At 74.3% G+C, this 17,200-nt stretch carries 14 protein-coding genes and 1 pseudogene; 12 read left to right on the top strand and 3 right to left on the bottom strand.

The window, feature by feature from the left end:
• Positions 1-197: 197 nt before the first annotated feature.
• A complete protein-coding gene (locus tag ACFVGO_RS13075) occupies positions 198-1,271 on the bottom strand; it encodes a helix-turn-helix domain-containing protein (RefSeq protein ID WP_359906246.1) in 1,074 nt (357 codons plus the stop codon).
• 324 nt (positions 1,272-1,595) lie between these two features.
• On the opposite strand from ACFVGO_RS13075, the gene ACFVGO_RS13070 reads away from it, so the two are divergent.
• The gene (locus ACFVGO_RS13070; RefSeq protein WP_380631750.1) at positions 1,596-2,117 is read left to right on the top strand and encodes a hypothetical protein; all 522 of its coding nucleotides are present in this window, start codon (positions 1,596-1,598) and stop codon (positions 2,115-2,117) included.
• 102 nt (positions 2,118-2,219) lie between these two features.
• On the opposite strand, the gene ACFVGO_RS13065 is transcribed toward ACFVGO_RS13070, so the two are convergent.
• Entirely contained in the window at positions 2,220-2,987 is a 768-nt protein-coding gene (locus ACFVGO_RS13065) for a GntR family transcriptional regulator (RefSeq protein WP_359906252.1), read from the bottom strand.
• Between the two features lie 198 nt (positions 2,988-3,185).
• On the opposite strand from ACFVGO_RS13065, the gene ACFVGO_RS13060 reads away from it, so the two are divergent.
• From ACFVGO_RS13060 to ligA, 10 genes and pseudogenes are all read left to right on the top strand, one after another.
• Complete coding sequence (locus tag ACFVGO_RS13060; RefSeq protein WP_380631749.1) at positions 3,186-4,763, top strand: alkaline phosphatase family protein; 1,578 nt, start codon at positions 3,186-3,188, stop codon at positions 4,761-4,763.
• Positions 4,764-5,027: 264 nt separating this feature from the next.
• Entirely contained in the window at positions 5,028-6,038 is a 1,011-nt protein-coding gene (locus ACFVGO_RS13055; RefSeq protein WP_380631748.1) for an aldo/keto reductase, read from the top strand.
• 53 nt (positions 6,039-6,091) lie between these two features.
• On the top strand, positions 6,092-6,523 hold the full coding sequence (locus tag ACFVGO_RS13050) for an SRPBCC family protein (protein WP_359906260.1): 432 nt from the start codon (positions 6,092-6,094) through the stop codon (positions 6,521-6,523).
• A 288-nt stretch (positions 6,524-6,811) separates the two neighbouring features.
• On the top strand, positions 6,812-7,822 hold the full coding sequence (locus ACFVGO_RS13045; protein WP_359906263.1) for a 3-oxoacyl-[acyl-carrier-protein] synthase III C-terminal domain-containing protein: 1,011 nt from the start codon (positions 6,812-6,814) through the stop codon (positions 7,820-7,822).
• A 115-nt stretch (positions 7,823-7,937) separates the two neighbouring features.
• On the top strand, positions 7,938-8,093 hold the full coding sequence (locus ACFVGO_RS13040) for a hypothetical protein (RefSeq protein ID WP_359906266.1): 156 nt from the start codon (positions 7,938-7,940) through the stop codon (positions 8,091-8,093).
• Positions 8,094-8,170: 77 nt separating this feature from the next.
• Positions 8,171-9,709: a phenylacetate--CoA ligase family protein gene (locus ACFVGO_RS13035; protein ID WP_380631747.1), complete on the top strand. Its 1,539-nt coding sequence runs from the start codon at positions 8,171-8,173 to the stop codon at positions 9,707-9,709.
• Entirely contained in the window at positions 9,706-10,662 is a 957-nt protein-coding gene (locus ACFVGO_RS13030; protein ID WP_380631746.1) for a hypothetical protein, read from the top strand. The genes ACFVGO_RS13035 and ACFVGO_RS13030 overlap by 4 nt, the downstream gene beginning before the upstream one ends.
• A gap of 65 nt (positions 10,663-10,727) precedes the next feature.
• Positions 10,728-11,243: pseudogene (locus ACFVGO_RS13025) on the top strand (IS701 family transposase); the annotation flags it as partial.
• A 227-nt stretch (positions 11,244-11,470) separates the two neighbouring features.
• Positions 11,471-12,316: a TIGR04222 domain-containing membrane protein gene (locus tag ACFVGO_RS13020; RefSeq protein WP_380631744.1), complete on the top strand. Its 846-nt coding sequence runs from the start codon at positions 11,471-11,473 to the stop codon at positions 12,314-12,316.
• A 601-nt stretch (positions 12,317-12,917) separates the two neighbouring features.
• Positions 12,918-14,996 (top strand): NAD-dependent DNA ligase LigA, encoded by a 2,079-nt coding sequence (ligA, locus tag ACFVGO_RS13015; protein WP_380631742.1) that lies wholly within the window; start codon positions 12,918-12,920, stop codon positions 14,994-14,996.
• 169 nt (positions 14,997-15,165) lie between these two features.
• On the opposite strand, the gene ACFVGO_RS13010 is transcribed toward ligA, so the two are convergent.
• The gene (locus tag ACFVGO_RS13010; RefSeq protein ID WP_380631740.1) at positions 15,166-16,137 is read right to left on the bottom strand and encodes a hypothetical protein; all 972 of its coding nucleotides are present in this window, start codon (positions 16,135-16,137) and stop codon (positions 15,166-15,168) included.
• Positions 16,138-16,338: 201 nt separating this feature from the next.
• On the opposite strand from ACFVGO_RS13010, the gene ACFVGO_RS13005 reads away from it, so the two are divergent.
• On the top strand, positions 16,339-17,169 hold the full coding sequence (locus ACFVGO_RS13005; protein ID WP_380631738.1) for an arylamine N-acetyltransferase: 831 nt from the start codon (positions 16,339-16,341) through the stop codon (positions 17,167-17,169).
• Positions 17,170-17,200 lie beyond the last annotated feature (31 nt).

Raw genomic sequence — 17,200 nt, 5'->3', positions numbered from 1 at the left:
CGGTGTCCCTCAGGGAGGATGCCAGGGCGTCACCCCCGCCGTGTTGGCGCTGAGTGGACAGTCCTTGGCATTGCGTGCACTGATCCGGGATTCCCGCCCGCTCGTGCGCACCCGGTGCTCACGATGCGGGGTTTTCGCGCTCGTGGGCCCGGTCCGTACGGGCCGCGCCGCCCGTACGGCTGCCCTTGCCCGTACGGCTACCCGCCGACGGCCCCGATCCCGTTCCCGCTTCCGGCCCCGCTCCCGGTCCCGCCCTCGCCACCGCCCCCGGTCAGGGCGCGGTGGCGGTGCTCGCGGGGGGAGAGGCCGTACGCGGCCTTGAAGGCGCGGCTGAACTCGGCGGCGCGGGGCAGGCCGCAGCGGGTGGCGACGGCGTGGACGGGCAGGGCGCGCAGCGCGGGGTCGGCCAGTTCGCGGCGGGCCCGCTCCAGCCGGCGGCGGCGGATGAAGGCGGCGACGGTCTCGCCGCCGGACTCCCGGCCGAAGAGGCGGTGCAGGTAGCTGACGGAGATGTGGTGGGCGGCGGCGATCACGGCGGGCGTCAGCTCGGGGTCGTGCAGGTTGCGTCCGATGAAGGCCCGGACGTGCTCGACCAGGGCCCGTTGCCGGCTGTCGTCGGGCACGGCGGCCTCGGCGTCCACCTCCCGGGCGAGCCAGGCGGCCACCAGGTCGACCACGACGCCGCCCAGGCGGGGGGCGTCGGCGGGGCCCAGGAGGGCGGCCTGCCGGTCGAGGTTGAGCAGGAAGTCCGAGAGCAGCGCGCAGGTGCCCTCCCGGGAGGAGAAGCCGCGGCCCAGCAGGTCCTCCAGCCGGTGCGGCGGCACCGGCAGCAGGGCGGAGGGGAAGTCGACGCCGACGGCCTCGATCCGCAGGTCCCCGGGGGAGCGGGCGGCGCGGGAGCCGAAGGCCCGCAGGTCGAACGGGTGGGAGCTGTCGAGCATGTGCAGGTTGCCGGGCCCGAAGGTCTCGGTGCGCCCGGTGTCGCGGGTCAGGGTGAAGCCGCCGTCGAGCAGCAGGGTGAGGTGGAACACCTCCGGGTCCGAGCGCCGCACCCGGCGCGCGGTGCGGTGGAAGCGGGTCGGCTGGAAGGAGCTGCGCAGGAGGGTCACCGGGCCCAGCTCCAGGCGCCGCATCTCCGCCCGGAAGTCGTCGCAGTGGACGCTGGTCACCTCGCTGTCCCGGGTGCGGCTGACCAACTCCCGCCAGCAGTCGAACCGTTCCGTCACGGGTACGCCCTCGCTGCGGAACACGCTCTGCGTGCTCGTGGCCACTGTCCGCCCTTTCCTTCCGGGGTCCGTCCCCTTCCTGCCCGGCCGGGCTCCCCTCCCCACCAGGTGTCACCGGCTCCTTGCAGCCGGTGACACCGAAACCTACAAGGTCGGGCCCGGTGGCCTCCGCCCGGCCCCCGGTCCGGCGGCCGGCCGCGGGAATCCCGGTGAACCGGCCGCCGCCCGCATCCCGTTGCCATGGACGCAGGGGTCGAGAGGCCCCGCTCCCACCGCACGACGGCGGGCGGGCCCCGGGTCCGTACGGCCGTCCACGACACCGTGCCGCGGCCGGTCGGGAACCGCGCCGCAGCAGAAACGAGGGGAACGATGAGGAACACCGGAACGGTCAAGCGAGCCCTGTCCCTGGTCGGCGCCGCCCTGGCACTGGCCTCGGTCACCGGACTGACGACCGCCACCAGCGCCTCCGCCGACGTCAACAGTGAGTGGAACTGCTCGCGCAACCCGAGCGGCTGGGACCACATGAACTGGGGCAACTGCCTGCTGCCCGGCGACTCGCTCGTCTCCGGCAACGGCGACTACCGGCTGCTCTACCAGAACGACGGCAACCTCGTGGAGTACGACACCAACACCGGCTACGCGCTGTGGGCCAGCGGCACCAACAGCGGCGGCCCGGGCAAGGTGATCATGCAGTACGACGGCAACTTCGTCGTCTACGACACCTTCAAGAAGGCCAAGTGGTGGTCCGGCACCGCCCTCGGCTGCAACCCCAGCGCCAACTGGGCGCGCATGCAGAACGACGGCAACTTCGTCGTCTACCGCCCGCACGACAACAACAGCCCCTGGGTGCCGGTCTGGTCCTCGTACAACGGCCGCGTCGGCACCTGCTGACACCCGTACGCCCCGGACGCTTCGTACGCCCTGCACGCCCCGTACGCCCTGCACGCCCTGCACGCCCTGCCGGCGGCGGCCGGACCCGCGGCCGCCGGACGGTCAGTTCGCGTCCGGGGCGCCCAGGGCGAGGGTGAAACTGAACCGGTCCCCGCGGTAGAGGGTGCGCACCTGCTCCAGCGGGCGCCCCGCCGCGTCCAGGCTGCGGCGGTGCAGCAGCAGCATCGGCAGCGCCGGCGGGGTGCCGATCAGCAGGGCCTCGCGCGGGCTGGCCAGCACCGTCTCGATCCGCTCGTCGGCGGCGCCGAGCCGCACCCCCTGCTCGCGCAGATAGCCGTAGAAGGACCCCTCGGGGTCGAAGTCCCCTGCCAGCGCGGGTACCCGGGCGACGGGCACGTACGTGGACTCCAGTCCGACGCGCTCCTCGTCCGCGCGCAGCACCCGCTCCAGGTGCCACAGCGGCTCGCCCTCGGGGACCTCCAGCAGCCGGGCCATCGCCGCGTCGGCGGGCAGCCGGTCCAGGGCGATCAGGGTGCGGCCCGGGCGCAGGCCCTGGCGCGAGACGCCCTCGGTGTAGCTGCTCAGGGACAGCGGCTGCTCGATCTTCGGCCCGGCCACGACCGTGCCCCGGCCCTGCCGCCGCAACCGGCCCTCCAGCAGCAGCTCGCGCAGCGCCTGGCGCACCGTCGCCCGCGCGACCCCGTGACGCTGCGCCAGATCGACCTCGGTGGGCAGCCGCCCGCCCGGGCCCAGCTCGGCGATCAGCTCCTCCAGGCGGGCCTTGACCAGGTAGTACTTGGGCACCCGGCCGTGCTCGGGGACGCCGGCGCGGGCGGGCTCGGGGACGGCCCTGGGGATGGGGTGGTTCACCGCGCAAGCCTATCGAGCGCCGTCCGGGCCGGGCGGGCACCCCGGGGCGCAGGATCACGGAAGCATAACGGGTCTGGTCTGAATTTCTGCGGTTGTTCATACAACCGTGGATTCGCGGAGGGCCCGTCCTCGCCCGCCCGGCCCATCCTCACTTCCGGTGCAACTGCACCGTGCTGCCGACCAGTTGGGAGTCATCCGTTGCGCACCCCGCGCTCCACCCGCACCGCAGCCCTGGCCGTCACCCTCGCCGCCGCCACCACCGTCGCCGGGCTGATCGTGCCGACCGCCACCGCCGCCACCGCCGCCACCGCCGCCACCGCCGCGACCGCCGAGACCGCCACCGCGACCGCCGGCGGTCCGTACCAGGGCCTGCCGAACGGCACCAAGCAGGCCAAGACCCTCGTCATCGGCGTCGACGGCACCCGCTACGACAAGCTGCTCACCGCCGACGCCCCCAACCTCAAGGCCCTGATGGCCGGCGGCATGACCGCCACCGGCGACCTCTACGCCAACCCGCTGGCCCCCACCCTCTCCGGCCCCGGCTGGTCGACCATCGCCACCGGCGTGTGGCCCGACAAGCACCAGGTGAAGGACAACAGCTTCACCGGCTCCCGCTTCGACCTGTACCCCGACTTCGCCACCCGCCTGGAGAACGCCGACCCCGCCAACTCCACCCTGGTGATCGGCTCCTGGAACCCGATCGCCGGCAACGTCTTCAACGGCCGTGCCGACCTGCGCCTGCAGGAGAGCGAGAACGACACGAAGACCGCCGCCGACGCCGTCGACCACCTCTCCCACGGCAACCCCGACGCCACCTTCCTGCACTTCGACCAGGTCGACGAGGCCGGCCACAACCACGGCGGCGCCAGCCCCGAGTACGCGGCCGCCCTCCACTCCGCCGACGCCCTGGTCGGCCAGGTCCTCCAGGCCGTCAGGTCCCGCCCCACGTACGCCTCGGAGGACTGGCTGATCCTCGTCACCACCGACCACGGCCACACCGACGCCGGCGGCCACGGCGGCAACAGCGCCAACGAGCGCCAGACCTTCCTGATCGCCGGCGGCACCGGCTACGCCCCCGGCACGCGCCGCTACGACGTCAAGCCGGTCGACATCGCCCCCACCGTCCTCAAGCACGAGGGCGTCCCCGTCGACCCCGCCTGGCAGCTCGACGGCCGCCCGATCGACGAGATCGTCCCCGACGCCTTCGACGCGCTGCGCCCGGGCCTGCAGGCCCGCGCCGACGAGAGCGGCATCCCGGCCGCGGTCAAGGGCTGGACCCACACCCCGCCGGCCGGCTGGAGCATCGACAACTCCCGCATGCCCACCGGCGGCGTCACCGAGTGGCGCGGCTGGACCTTCGCCACCGACGAGTTCTGGACCGCCGCCCAGCTCGGCCAGTCCCGCGAGACCAATGTGCGCGCCCGCAACGTCTTCGCCGTCGCCGACTCCGACGAGTGGGACGACAAGGCGCACGGCGCCGGCCAGTTCGACTCCACCCTGGTCAGCCCCGCCTACCCGGTCTCCGGCGCGAGCCGCGGCGTGCTGTCCTTCGCGACGAACTACAAGATCGACGGGCCGCAGACCGGTGACGTCTACGTGGTCTTCGACAACGGCGCCCCGCAGCCGGTGAAGTCCTACCGCAGCGACCTCAACACCGTCGAGAACCTCCCCGTCGCCGTCCCCGCCGGCGCCACCACCGCCCGCTTCCAGTTCCGCTACACCGGTACGAACAGCGCCTTCTGGACCGTCGACCAGGTCGCCTTCACGGCTTCCTGAGCCGGACGGCGCGCGGGCGGGGGCGCCGGGCCCCGCCCCCGCCCGCGGCCGTGCTGGCCCGCCCCTGCCCGTCGCCCGGGCCCGCTGTCGCCCGTCGCCCCGGCCCGCTGCTGCCCCGGGGCGGCCCACCCCTTGCATTGCAGCGCGTGTGCAACTATTGTTCCTGCATGTAAGGCGCGCCTGCATCAATCACTCGGTGCAGGCGCAACCCCCGGCGGGCACCCCCTTCCCACGGGCCCCCGCCCGCTCCGCAAAGGCACTGACATGTCCCTCAAGGAACTCCTCCCCGGCACGCTCGGCTTCGGCACCGCCCCCCTCGGCAACATGTTCCGCGCGATCCCCGACGCCGAGGCCCTGGCCACCGTCGAGGCGGCCTGGGAGCACGGCATCCGCTACTACGACACCGCCCCCTTCTACGGCGCCGGCCTCTCCGAGCAGCGCCTGGGCGAGGTCCTCTCCGCCAGGCCCCGCGACGCCTACGTGCTGTCCACCAAGGTCGGCCGCGTCATCCTCGACGAACCGGAGGAGGGCGACCGCGACCTCGGCGAGAAGGGCGGCCTGTTCGAGCACGGCAACCCCAACAAGATGCTCCACGTGTGGACCGCCGAGGCCACCGAACGCTCCATCGAGGACAGCCTGAAGCGCCTGCGCACCGACCGCCTGGACATCGTCTGGGTCCACGACATCGCCCAGGACTTCCACGGCGACCAGTGGCTGGCCAAGTTCGAGGAGGCCCGCACCGGCGCCTTCCGCGTCCTGTCCCGCCTGCGCGACGAGGGCGTCATCAAGGCCTGGGGCCTGGGCGTCAACAAGGCCGAGCCCATCGAGCTCACCCTCGCCCTCGACGAGCCCAAGCCCGACGGCTTCCTCCTGGCCGGCCGCTACACCCTCCTCGATCACGAGTACGCGCTGCAGCGCCTGCTCCCGATGGCCCAGGAGCAGGGCGTCGACATGGTCGTCGGCGGCCCCTACAGCTCCGGCATCCTCGCCGGCGGCGCCCACTTCGAGTACCAGGCCGCCCCGGCGCACATCATCGAGAAGGTCGCCCGCCTCAAGGCCGTCGCCGCCCGGCACGGCGTGTCCGTCAAGGCCGCCGCCCTGCAGTTCTCCCTCGCCCACCCGGTGACCGCCGCCGTCGTCCCCGGCGCCACCAGGCCCAGCCGCATCGCCGAGGACCTCGCCGCGCTGAACGAGACCGTCCCGGCGGCGTTCTGGCAGGAACTGCGCGCCGCCGGCCTGGTCGGCCCGGCCGCCCCGCTGCCCAACGGCGCCTGAACCCCGCCCCTCACCCCCACCCCTCGCCCCGCCGCAGTACAGGAGAAACGATCATGGCCTCCACCTCCGTCAGCCGCATCGTCCCCGCCCCGCCCGACCAGGTCTGGAACCTCATCGGCGGCTTCGACGCCCTGCCCGACTGGCTCCCCTACATCCCCGAGAGCACCACGTCCGAAGGCGGCCGCGTCCGCAGCCTGAAGAACCCCGAGGGCGAGGTCATCGTCGAGCGCCTCGTGGACTTCAACGAGACCGAGCGGCAGTACAGCTACGCCATCCTCCGGGCCCCCTTCCCGGTCACCGGCTACGTCTCGACCCTGCGCGTCCACGCCGTCCCCGGCCGTGACGACATCGCCGAGGTCCAGTGGTCCGGCCGCTTCAACCCCGACAACGCCACCGAACAGGAGGTCGTCGACCTGTTCGCCGGCATCTACGCCGAGGGCCTCGACGCCCTCGCCAAGACCCTCGCCCAGGCCCTCGCGGGCTGAGCCGGGCGCCGCGGCCCCGCGCCGGCGCCGTCATGCACCGCATGGTCGATCTCGCCCTCCCGCACACCGGGATCCCGCCGGCGCCGTGATCCGGCGTCCGCCCGGGCGGCGAGGGTGCCGGTGTCGGTGCTGGTCAGGGCTCCTCGGCGCTGTATAGCCTGACGGGGCGTCGGGCCGGACCGGGAAACGGAAGTTCGATGACGAACTCCCTCGGCGGCGGAAGCGGCACCTTGCCGGTGTCGAACAGTGCGCGGACATGCGAGCCGCGCGGCCGGAAGGGGCAGTGGCGTGGACTACGGACTGATGTCGTTCGGATCGGCCCTCGGGGAGCCCGTCGCCGTCGCGGACGTGGCGTCGGAGTACACCAAGGACGTCGAACGCGTCCTGGCGTACGGCTACCGCACCGTCCACCGCAGCCCGGCCGGGGTCGGGCTCACCGACCTGGCCGTCGACGCCGCCCGGGCGGCCCTGGACGAAGCGGGCACCGACCCCGCCGAGCTGGACCTGGTGGTCCTCGCGATCACCGACATCCCCGAGTACCTGTACTGGGACGCGGCCGCGAGCCTCCAGGACCGGCTGGGCGCCCGCCGTGCCGAGGCGGTCCTCGTCGGCCAGGGCTGCGTCAGCGGCATCACCTGCTTCGACCTGCTCGCCGGCCGCTTCGCCACTCACCCCGAGTACCAGCGGGCGCTGGTGGTCGGGGCGAACCGGACGTGCGAGCCGTACTGGAACCGGATGCACACCAACTCGCTGCTGTTCTCCGACGGCGCCGGCGCCGCGGTGGCCGGGCGCGGCCACCCCGAACTGCGCTGGCGGGCCAGCGAGACGATCAGCGACGGCCGCTACGCCGACCTGTTCCGGATGGACCAGGGCGGGGCGGCCGACCCCTTCCGCGGCGGTCGGACGCCCCCGCCGGCCCGCGACGCCTGGGGCCTGATGGAGTTCTTCGACTACGACGCCGAGCGCTTCCAGGAGTTCGCCGGCCTGATGGGCGAGCGGGTGCACGAGGTGGTGGCCCGGGCCTGCAAGCGGATCGGCGCGTCCGTCCCGGACCTGGCCAGGGTGGTGCTGCTCAACGACAACCTCGGCACGCTGACGAAGCTGGCCGACCGGCTCGGCGTCCCGGTGGAGCGCACCAACCTCGAAATCTCCCTGGAGCGGGGCCACTTCGGGGCCGCGGACCACCTCCTCGACCTCCATCACCACCGCGCGTCCGGGCACTTCGGCGACGGCGACCTGATCGCCCTGGCCGGCATGGGGCGCGGCATGCACTGGAGCTGCACCCTCCTGGAGTGCTGACGATGGAGAGCCGCCGGGCCGTCGGCCCGGAGGGGTCACGAACTGACGTGAACAGCCGGAAGGTTGGCCGTGCACACAGGCTGTTGCGGGTGGCCGAACCGTCCCTATACTGCCGTTGCCCGTCGACCAGAACCGGCCACGGGCATCCGCTGCCGCGCCCGGTCAGGGCGGCCGGCCCGGCCCGTACGAGGGAGAACCGATCATGGTCAAGCACTACCTCAAGTACGCCTTCAGCACCCTCACCGCCGCCATGTTCCTCCACATGGTCTGACCTGATCGGGGCCTGATCCGATCGACCCCGGCCGGGGCCGGGTGGCGTACCGTCCGACCCTGGCCTGGGGAGCCCGCTTGTTCGCGACCGCGCTGAGCCAACTGCGTTACGGCGCAGCAATCCTGACGAACCGTCGAATACGCCCGAGCGACCTGGAACGCCTCGCGCGGGACCTGGTCGCCACCATCGCCGAGTTCGGCGAGCCCGGCGAGGACTCCGCCCTGCTGCCCGGCCGGGCCGGACACGTCGACCCGCAGGTGCGGCGCGAGGTGGCCCGGCGCAGCCTGCGCGCCACCGCCCGCGCCGCCGCCCGGCACACCGCCCACTACCGCCGGCTGTTCGCCGAACTCGACCTCGACCCGGCCCGGTTGGAGCCCGAGGACTGGTCGCGCGTCCCCGTCACCCCCAAACAGGCGCTGCGCGCCCTGCCCGCCGCCTTCGTCTCGGACGCCGCCACCCCCGTCCTGATGGCGCTCACCACCGGCACCAGCGGCACCCCCACCGCGGTGTGGTTCTCCCGCGCCGAACTCGAGTGCGCCGTCGCCTTCAGCACCATCTCCGCCGTGCTCGGCCTCGGCCTGCGCCCCCGCCACACCGTCGCCTACGCCGGCTGCTCCCGCGCCACCCTGCCGCTCGTCAACGCCGAGGAGTCGGCCACCCGCGCCGGCGCCGGGTTCGTCCAGTTCGGCACCGTCGGCCCCGCCGTGGCCCTCGACCGCCTCGCCGCCCCGCTCGGCCTGCCCGGCAAGGACCCCCGGATCACCCACCTGACCACCTCCGCCTCCTACCTGGCCGCCCTCGTCCAGGAAGCCGAACAACGCAAGTGGCGCAGCGCCGACTTCGGCCTGCGGTCGATCAGCGTCGGCGGTGAGGTGCTCTCCGCGCCCCTGCGCCGCCGCGCCGAGGAGGTGTTCGGCGCCACCGCCACCTCCGCCTACCTGATGACCGAGATCCTGCCCTCCGGCGCCACCCCCTGCACCCGGGGCCACCTCCACCACACCACCGAGTTCGGACACCTCGAAGTCCTCGACCCGCTCACCTGGGAACCCACCGCCCCCGGCGCCACCGGCACCGTCGTGCACACCCCCTACGTGCCCTACCGCGACTGCACCCTGCTGCTGCGCTACGCCACCGGCGACCTCGTCCGCCTCCCCGCCGAGCCGCCCACCTGCGAACTCGCCCACCTCCCCGCCACCTCCGAGATCCTCGGCCGCTGGAACGGGCCGCTCAGCCGCACCGTCACCACCCGCGAGGTGCTCGACCTGGTCGAGGCCGAACCGGAGGTCCCGCTGCCCGCCCGCCACGCCCTCACCGAAGGCCCCGACGGCCCCCACGGACCCGCCCGCCTGCACCTGCTGGTCGACCGCCTGCCCGCCACCGCCCTGCGCGGCCGCCTGGAGGAGCGCGCCCACGCCGCCGGCCTGCGGCTGTCCGACATCGTGCTGTACGAGGACCGCGCCGCCATGCCGCCCACCGCACCCCTGCGCGCCGACCTGCGCGAGCACACCTTCGACACCCTCGACACTCCCGGCACCGCCGGCGGCCCCGGCGCCCTCGGCACACCACCGGCACCCCCGTCGCCGTCGACGGCCCCGGCCGGGGGAGGAACCGCATGACCGTCAGCCCCGCCGCCCTGGCCGCACTGAGCGCCGCCGTCGCCGCCGAACTGGCCCTGGCCGCCTGGTACCTCGCCCGGATCCGGATGCCCCGCCCCCCGGTCGGCGTCTACACCGGCGGCGACATCGCCGTCCTGTGCGCCGGCGTCGTCCTCGCCCCGCTGCTCTACACCGCCCTGCCCGGCGCCGCCGTCTCCGCCGTCTTCGGCCTCGTCGGCTGCCTGGCCGTCCAGTTCACCCTCGCCCCGCTGCTCGCCGCCACCCGGCTGCGCGCCGCCCCCTGGTCCTGGGCCGCCGCCCTCACCGCCACCGCCGCCACCACGCTCGCCGCCCTCACCGGCCACCCCGGCGCCGCCCGGGCCGGCAGCGACCTGATGATCGCCGCCGCCGTCGTCGGCGTCGCCAACCTCTGGACCCAGAGCGGCCTGCGCTCCGTCCACACCGCCGCCCTGGCCGCCGTCCTCACCGCCTACGACCTCACCGCCACCACCCTCACCGACACCACCGCCCGCTTCTTCGAACAGGTCCAGGACCGCCCCTTCGCCCCGATGCTCGCCCTCACCGGCGGCCCGGCCCCCGTCGCCGTCGGCCTCGGCGACCTGCTGCTGCTCGTCCTGTACCCGCTGGTCGCCGCCAAGGCCCACGGCCGCACCGCCGCCGCCGTCGCCGCCCTCGTCGGCCTGCTGACCACCAGCGCCGTCAGCGCCTGCTTCGCCCTCAACTGGCTCACCACCGGATTCCCGCTGCTCACCGCGCTGGGCCCGCTGATCGTCGCCCAGCACCTGTACTGGCGGCGCCGCTCGGGCGGCGAGCGGACCACCGCCCAGTGGCGCGAGGGCCACCCGCTCCCGCTCCCCGCCCGCTCCGGCACCGGTACCCGACCCGGACCCGGCACCGAGCCGGACGCCGCCCTCGCCGCCCCCGTCCCCGAGGGCGCACCCCCGGGTACTTAGTACGGCAACGGTGCTTACCGTGAAGGTTGTTGGATTCGCTCGTTGGGCTGTTCACGGGTGGGGACATGTCCGATGTCGATGCTCGTTGCTGGTCGGACGGGCTCGCCGAACTGCATGAGCGGTTCGGTCACCGGTTCGCGCGGAGCGAGGCGCGGGATTCGGCGTTGGCCTACATGCGGGGTCTGCTGGCGCCGTTGGAACGCAAGAACGACTGGACGGTGGCCGAGGAGGCCGGTCACGGCGGGCCGGACCGGATCCAGCGGCTGCTGAACCGGATCGACCGGGACGCGGACGGGGTGCTCGACGGCGTGCGCGAGTACGTCGTCGAGCACCTGGCCGATCCCGGTGGCGTGCTGATCGTGGACGACACCGGATTCCTGAAGAAGGGCGTGCGGTCGGCCGGGGTCCAGCGGCAGTACTCCGGCACCCCCGGCCGCACCGAGAACTGCCAGGTCGGCGTCTTCCTCGCCTACTCCGGACCGCTCGGCCGGACCCTGATCGACCGGGCACTCTACCTGCCGAAGTCCTGGACCGACGACCGCGAGCGCTGCCAGGCCGCCGGGATCGGCGACGAGGTCGAGTCGCCCAGCGCGGTCCTGCCGTGCCCACCACACCGACCGGCTGCACCACGGCACCGCCCTCCACGCCCTGTCCCCCGGCGGTCGTCGCTTCCCTGCCCGCCGGGCGGGCAGGCGGGCGCCAGGTCAGTGTCAACTCCCGTTCTGCATAACACACTTGCCACTTGCTCGGCGGTCGTCGCGGGCCACACACTGGGGCTGGCTCGACGGGGAGAGGGGACGTCATGTGGGTGGTCCTGGTGCTTCTGCTGGGAGTGTCGGCGGCGGTGGCCGTGGCCGCCGTGCGCTGCTACGTCGGGCTGCGGGAGCTGCGCCGGGCGGAACAGCTGGCGACCGGGCGGGAGTTCGACCTGACACGGGTCGACCTCGCCTTCCTGGCCGGGAACCTGGGGGTGATGACCGTGACGGAGATGTACGAGCGCGGCCGATTGGTTGCCTCCCGCTCCGGTGACGTCACGCTGACCACGCCCGCCGCAGCCGGCACCGGCGCGGGAGCGGAGGACGGTGCCGGAGACGAGTTCGAGGCGGCGGCCGTGCGCTCACTCGGGTCCGCGCGCACCGGCGATCTCACCACGCTGCGCTGGGCGGTGGAGAAGTCCCCGGAGGCGAAGGCCCTGCGCGCGCGGCTCGCGGCGCGGGGCCTGGCCGACGACGAGGACCTCGTCGAACGCGTATGCCGGGTGAACCGGCGGATGGAGGTGCTGATCGGCGCGGTGGTCCTCGCGTTCCTGGTCGCAGGGGCGTGGACGGGCGCGCACCGAGGGCTCTGGCCCGCCCCGCTGGCGGCCTTCCTGCTCGCGGCCTTCCTGCTGCCCTTCGCGGCCGCTCTGTGGATCAACCACGTATCGCTTCCGCTGCTACGCAACGCCACCGAGACGGGAGCCCGGGTACTGAAAGCCGCCCGAGCGGCCGAACCCCACAGCGGGACGGCAGCCGTGGCCCTGCGGGGACTCACCGCCCTGCCCGCCGACCACGAACTGCGTACCTGCGACGCCGCCTCCGACCGCCGGATGGCCGCCCAGGTGGAAGCCTCGATGCAGCAGCGCCTCTACACGTGCTCCGGCGAGGGGGGTTAGCTACGGGGCCTGGTACTCCAGCAGGACTTCGACGTTTTGCCTGTTCAGAGGGCTGCGCGGTGGAGTGTAGTGGGTTGGTGCTCCATCAGGGGCGGTCTTCATGGGACCGCCCCTCGATCGTGTGCAGTCGACGTTGATAGTGGCAGCGGCGGGCGACGGCCTGGCGTTCCCGTCGCCAGATGGACCAGTTCAAGGCATGAGCGCGGGGCGAGCACCGTGGCGGACGCGGGCCGTGCGGACGGCCAGTTGCCAGGAGCCGCCGGATCTTCGCCACGGTGAGGTCGACCATGGGGCGGGAACCGTTTCTGCAGCCCCCTTTGACGCCGCTGCCGCCATCGCGGCCAGGAAGGCGTGGGCGAGCATGGCCAGGGTGATGTGTCGCATCCAGCCGGTGCAGCGGCGGACCTCGCACAAGACACGCCCCGGTTCGCCCTCGCCGAAGGACGCGTCCTCGGCACCGGCCCCACCCCCGGCCACGCCCGCCGCCACGCCCGCCGCCACGGCGCCGACACCCCCACCACCGCCCGGCTGGTCCGACCGCCCCGGGCGCCGATGGACCGCCCCGGGCGCCGATGTCAGTGCCGGCCGTCATGATTCCCGCATGATCGAGACCGCAGCACCGCTCTCCTCCCCGTCCGCGTACGCCGACGCCGTCGCCACCGCCGTCCGGGCCGCCGCCGCGTACTACACCGACGGCTCCACCCCGCTCGGGGACGACGAGTACGACGCCCTGCTGCGGGCCATCGCCGCCTACGAGAGCGCCCACCCCGACCAGGCCCTGCCCGACTCGCCGACCGGAAAGGTGGCCGGCGGCGCCGCCACCGGCGACGTCCCGCACAGCGCGCCGATGCTCTCCCTGGACAACGTCTTCTCCGCCGAGGAACTGGAGTCCTGGGCCGCCGGCCTCGAACGGCGCCTGGGCCGGCCGGTCGCCGCCTGGTGCGTGGAGCCCAAGCTCGACGGCCTCGCCGTCGCCGCCCGCTACCGCGCCGGGCGCCTGCAGCAGCTGATCACCCGCGGCGACGGCCTCGCCGGCGAGGACATCACCCACGCCGCCGACGCCGTCCTCGGCCTGCCCGCCGAGCTCACCGAGCCCGCCGACATCGAACTGCGCGGCGAAGTCCTGCTCACCCAGGAGCAGTTCGAGCACGCCAACCGGGTGCGCGCCGAGCACGGCGCCACCCCCTTCGCCCACCCCCGCAGCGGCGCCGCCGGCACCCTGCGGGCCAAGGACCGCCCCTACCGGATCGAACTGACCTTCTTCGGCTACGACGCCGTCGGCCCCGAGGGCCTCGACCACAGCGCCCTGCTGGACCACCTCGCCGCCCTCGGCGCCAACACCGCCGCCACCACCGACGCCCGCCCGCGGCACTGCGCGGGCATCACCGAGGTCCAGCGGCGGATCGAGGAGATCGCCGCGCTGCGCGCCGAACTGCCCTTCGGGATCGACGGCGTGGTGGTCAAGGCCGACCTGGCCGCCGACCGCGCCGAGGCCGGCCTGGGCTCGCGCGCCCCGCGCTGGGCGGTGGCCCGCAAACTGGCCGCCCAGCACAAGGTCACCCGGCTGCTCGGGGTGGAGTGGAACGTCGGCCGCACCGGGATCATCGCCCCGCGCGCCGTCCTCGAACCCGTCGTCATCGACGGCGTCACCGTCACCTTCGCCACCCTCCACAACCCCGCCGACATCGAACGGCGCGGGCTGATGATCGGCGACCAGGTCTTCGTCTACCGCGCCGGCGACGTGATCCCCCGGGTGGAGGCCCCGGTGCTCGACGCCCGCACCGGCGACGAGCAGCCGATCGCCTTCCCCGAGGCGTGCCCGCGCTGCGGCGACGCCATCGACACCACCGAACAGCGCTGGCGCTGCACCCGCGGCCGCAACTGCCAGGCCGTGGCCTCCGTCCTCTACGCGGCCGGCCGCGACCAGCTCGACATCGAGGGCCTCGGCGGCACCCGCGCCGTCCAGCTCGTCGAAGCCGGCCTGGTCGCCGACCTCGCCGACCTGTTCACCCTCACCCGCGAGCAACTGCTCACCCTGGAGCGGATGGGGGAGACCAGCGCCGACAACCTGCTCGCCGCGATCGCCACCGCCCGCACCCAGCCGCTCAACCGGGTCTTCTGCGCCCTCGGCATCCGCGGCACCGGACGGACCATGTCCCGCCGCATCGCCGCGCACTTCGGCAGCATGACGGCGATCCGCGCCGCCGACGCCGAAACCCTGGCCGGCGTCGACGGCATCGGCACCGAGAAGGCCCGCGTCGTCGCCGCCGAACTCGTCGACCTCGCCCCGCTGCTGGACCGCCTCGCCGCCCTCGGCGTGGGCACCGCCGTCACCGCCCCGACCGCCCCCGCCGCCGCGGCGGGGGAGAGCGGCACCGGCGACGGGAACGGCACCGGCGAGGGGAGCGACGGCGGTGGCGACGGCGGACCGCTGGCCGGCGAGGCCGTCGTCGTCACCGGCAGCATGACCGGCGCCCTCGCCGACCTCTCCCGCAACCAGATGAACGAACTGATCGAACGCGCCGGGGGCAAGGCCTCCTCCTCGGTCTCCAAGCGCACCACCCTCCTGGTCGCGGGCGAGAAGGCCGGCTCCAAGCGCGCCAAGGCCGAGGAACTCGGCATCCGCATCCTCACCCCCGAGGAGTTCGCCACCCTGGTGGCCACCCACCTGGAGGCCTGACGGCCGGCCGGCCACCGTCCGGGCCCCGAGCGGCCCCCGACCACGGCCCCCGACCACGACCCCCGACCGCGACCGCCCCCGGCGGGTCCTCCCGAGGACCCGCCGGGGGCGGCGTCGTTCGCGGGGGTTGCGCACGGGCGGCGCGGGGGAGCGCGACGGGCCGCCGGCGCTACGGGGAGTTGCCGTTGGCGGCGAGGCGGGCGCTCATGTCCGCGTGGGCGCGCTCGGAGCGGGTGTTGGCCGGGTCGTGGACGAGGCGCAGGTAGTCGTAGAGGATCCGCACGCACGCGTCGCGGGTGGAGCAGGGCGCGTCGGGGGCCAGGTCGAGGCCCCGGGTGATCTCCATCAGCCGGCCGTCGGCCGCGGCGTACACCGGGTGCCAGACGAGCCGCACCGCCGGGTCGAGCGCCATGACCACCCGCAGCTGCGGCACCTCCTGTGCGATCAGGACGCTCTCGGGGTCGTAGGCCCGCAGGAAGATGTGGACGGGGCCGCGGGCGCGGCTCACGAAGGCCTTGGACAGGACGTTCCACATCGGCGTCTTGAGCATCCAGTCCGGGGTCAGGGCCAGCCGGTCGACCACGCCGCCGAAGGCGGTGGCCTCCAGCGGGGTGTGGCCCTTGGCGAGGGCGTAGTCGCTGATCTCCCGGCCGCCCGACCACAGGGCCAGCGTCGGCGTGTCGATCTCCAGGTGGTCGCCGACGACCTTCACCAGCTCCTGGTACCAGCTGTTCGACGCGCGGTGGTCGCGCTGGTCCTGGCGTTCGGTGAACCGCGCCATGGCCTCGTCGTTGAGCCGTCCCTGGTCGGCGATGCCGCCGAGGACGAGCTGCCAGGCGATCTCCGTGACGTCCCCGGAGAAGCCCGCCCGGGCCATGTCCTCGCGGAACGTGCCCCACTCGCCGTGCCCGGTCGGGTCGGCGGCGTCGCGCCGCGCCTGCTCCCTGACCCCGGGGGCCTCCTGGCGCTGCAGCCGGCGCGTCACGGCCGCGTTGCCCACCGTCCGCTGGAGGGCCGCGAGTTCGGCCGGGTGCGGCGCCCTGCCGGGGGCGGCCGGCACCGCGGCCGGGCCCGGCGTCGTACGCCTCCTCGGCGCGGCCCCGGGCACCGGCGGCACCGAGTGTGTCACGGCCTTGCGCACGCTTCCCCGCCCTCCCGTTTCGCCGTCCGGCCCCCGGCCGTCGAGACTACGGCCCCGGCGCGGGCGTCCACGAGGGCCGAAAGGGCAGAGCGGGGGCAGCGCCCGGGGGCGGTGCCGACCCGTGGCCGCGCCCGGCCGTCCGGGTGGACGTAGGACCAAAAGCCGATGCCCCCGCGCCCCGCACCCCGGTGGAATGGCCGGATGGATCACGCGCCACACCACGAGCAGCCCCCCGCCGGCCTCACCGCCGCCCAGCGGTCCGCCTACCTCGACCGCATCGCCCTCCCCGACCCCGGAGCGCCCTCCCCGCAGGCCCTCGCCCGGCTCCAGCTCGCGCACCTGCGCACCGTCCCCTTCGAGAACCTGAGCATCCACCTCGGCGAGGGCGTCGACCTCGACCCCGCCGCCCTGCGGACCAAGGTCGTGACCCGCCGCCGAGGCGGCTTCTGCTACGAACTCAACGGCTCCTTCGCCGAGTTGCTCACCTCACTCGGCTACCGGGTCAGCCTGCTGGCCGCCCGCGTCTTCGACGGCGAACGGCTCGGCCCGCCGCTCGACCACCTCGCCCTGCGGGTGGACCTCGACGAGCCGTGGCTGGTCGACGTCGGCTTCGGCCGCTTCAGCCGCCACCCGCTGCGCCTGGACGAGCGCGGCGAACAGACCGACGCCGAGGGCGCGTTCACCCTCGTCCCGACCGGCGGGCACGGCGACCAGGACGTCCTGCTGGACGGCGCGCCGCAGTACCGCCTGGGCCCGCGCCCGTACGAACTCGCCGACTTCGCCCCGACCTGCTGGTGGCAGGCCACTTCGCCGCACTCCCACTTCACCCGCTCGACGACCTGCTCGCTGCCCACCGCGGACGGCGGCCGGGTGACCATCAGCGGCAACCGCCTGATCACCACCACCCCGGACGGCGGGCGCACCGAGCGGACCCTCGCCGACGACGAGGCCCTCGCCGCCTACCGCACCCGCTTCGGGATCGCGCTGGACCGACTCCCGGCCCTGCCGGTCCTGCCGGTCTCCTCGGGCTGAGCCCTCAGCAGGAGCAGGCCGCGGCCGGCCC

Source organism: Kitasatospora sp. NPDC057738, assembly GCF_042798815.1.
Lineage (GTDB): Bacteria > Actinomycetota > Actinomycetes > Streptomycetales > Streptomycetaceae > Kitasatospora > Kitasatospora lactacystinica.
Note: the sequence above shows the minus strand (reverse complement) of the source record. Positions and strands in the feature narration are given on the sequence as shown.

Coding starts and splice junctions, on each gene's coding strand:
- ACFVGO_RS13050 (WP_359906260.1), top strand. CDS start 6,092: ATGGCCTCCACCTCCGTCAGCCGCATCGTCCCCGCCCCGCCCGACCAG.
- ACFVGO_RS13005 (WP_380631738.1), top strand. CDS start 16,339: ATGGATCACGCGCCACACCACGAGCAGCCCCCCGCCGGCCTCACCGCC.
- ligA (WP_380631742.1), top strand. CDS start 12,918: ATGATCGAGACCGCAGCACCGCTCTCCTCCCCGTCCGCGTACGCCGAC.
- ACFVGO_RS13070 (WP_380631750.1), top strand. CDS start 1,596: ATGAGGAACACCGGAACGGTCAAGCGAGCCCTGTCCCTGGTCGGCGCC.
- ACFVGO_RS13055 (WP_380631748.1), top strand. CDS start 5,028: ATGTCCCTCAAGGAACTCCTCCCCGGCACGCTCGGCTTCGGCACCGCC.
- ACFVGO_RS13030 (WP_380631746.1), top strand. CDS start 9,706: ATGACCGTCAGCCCCGCCGCCCTGGCCGCACTGAGCGCCGCCGTCGCC.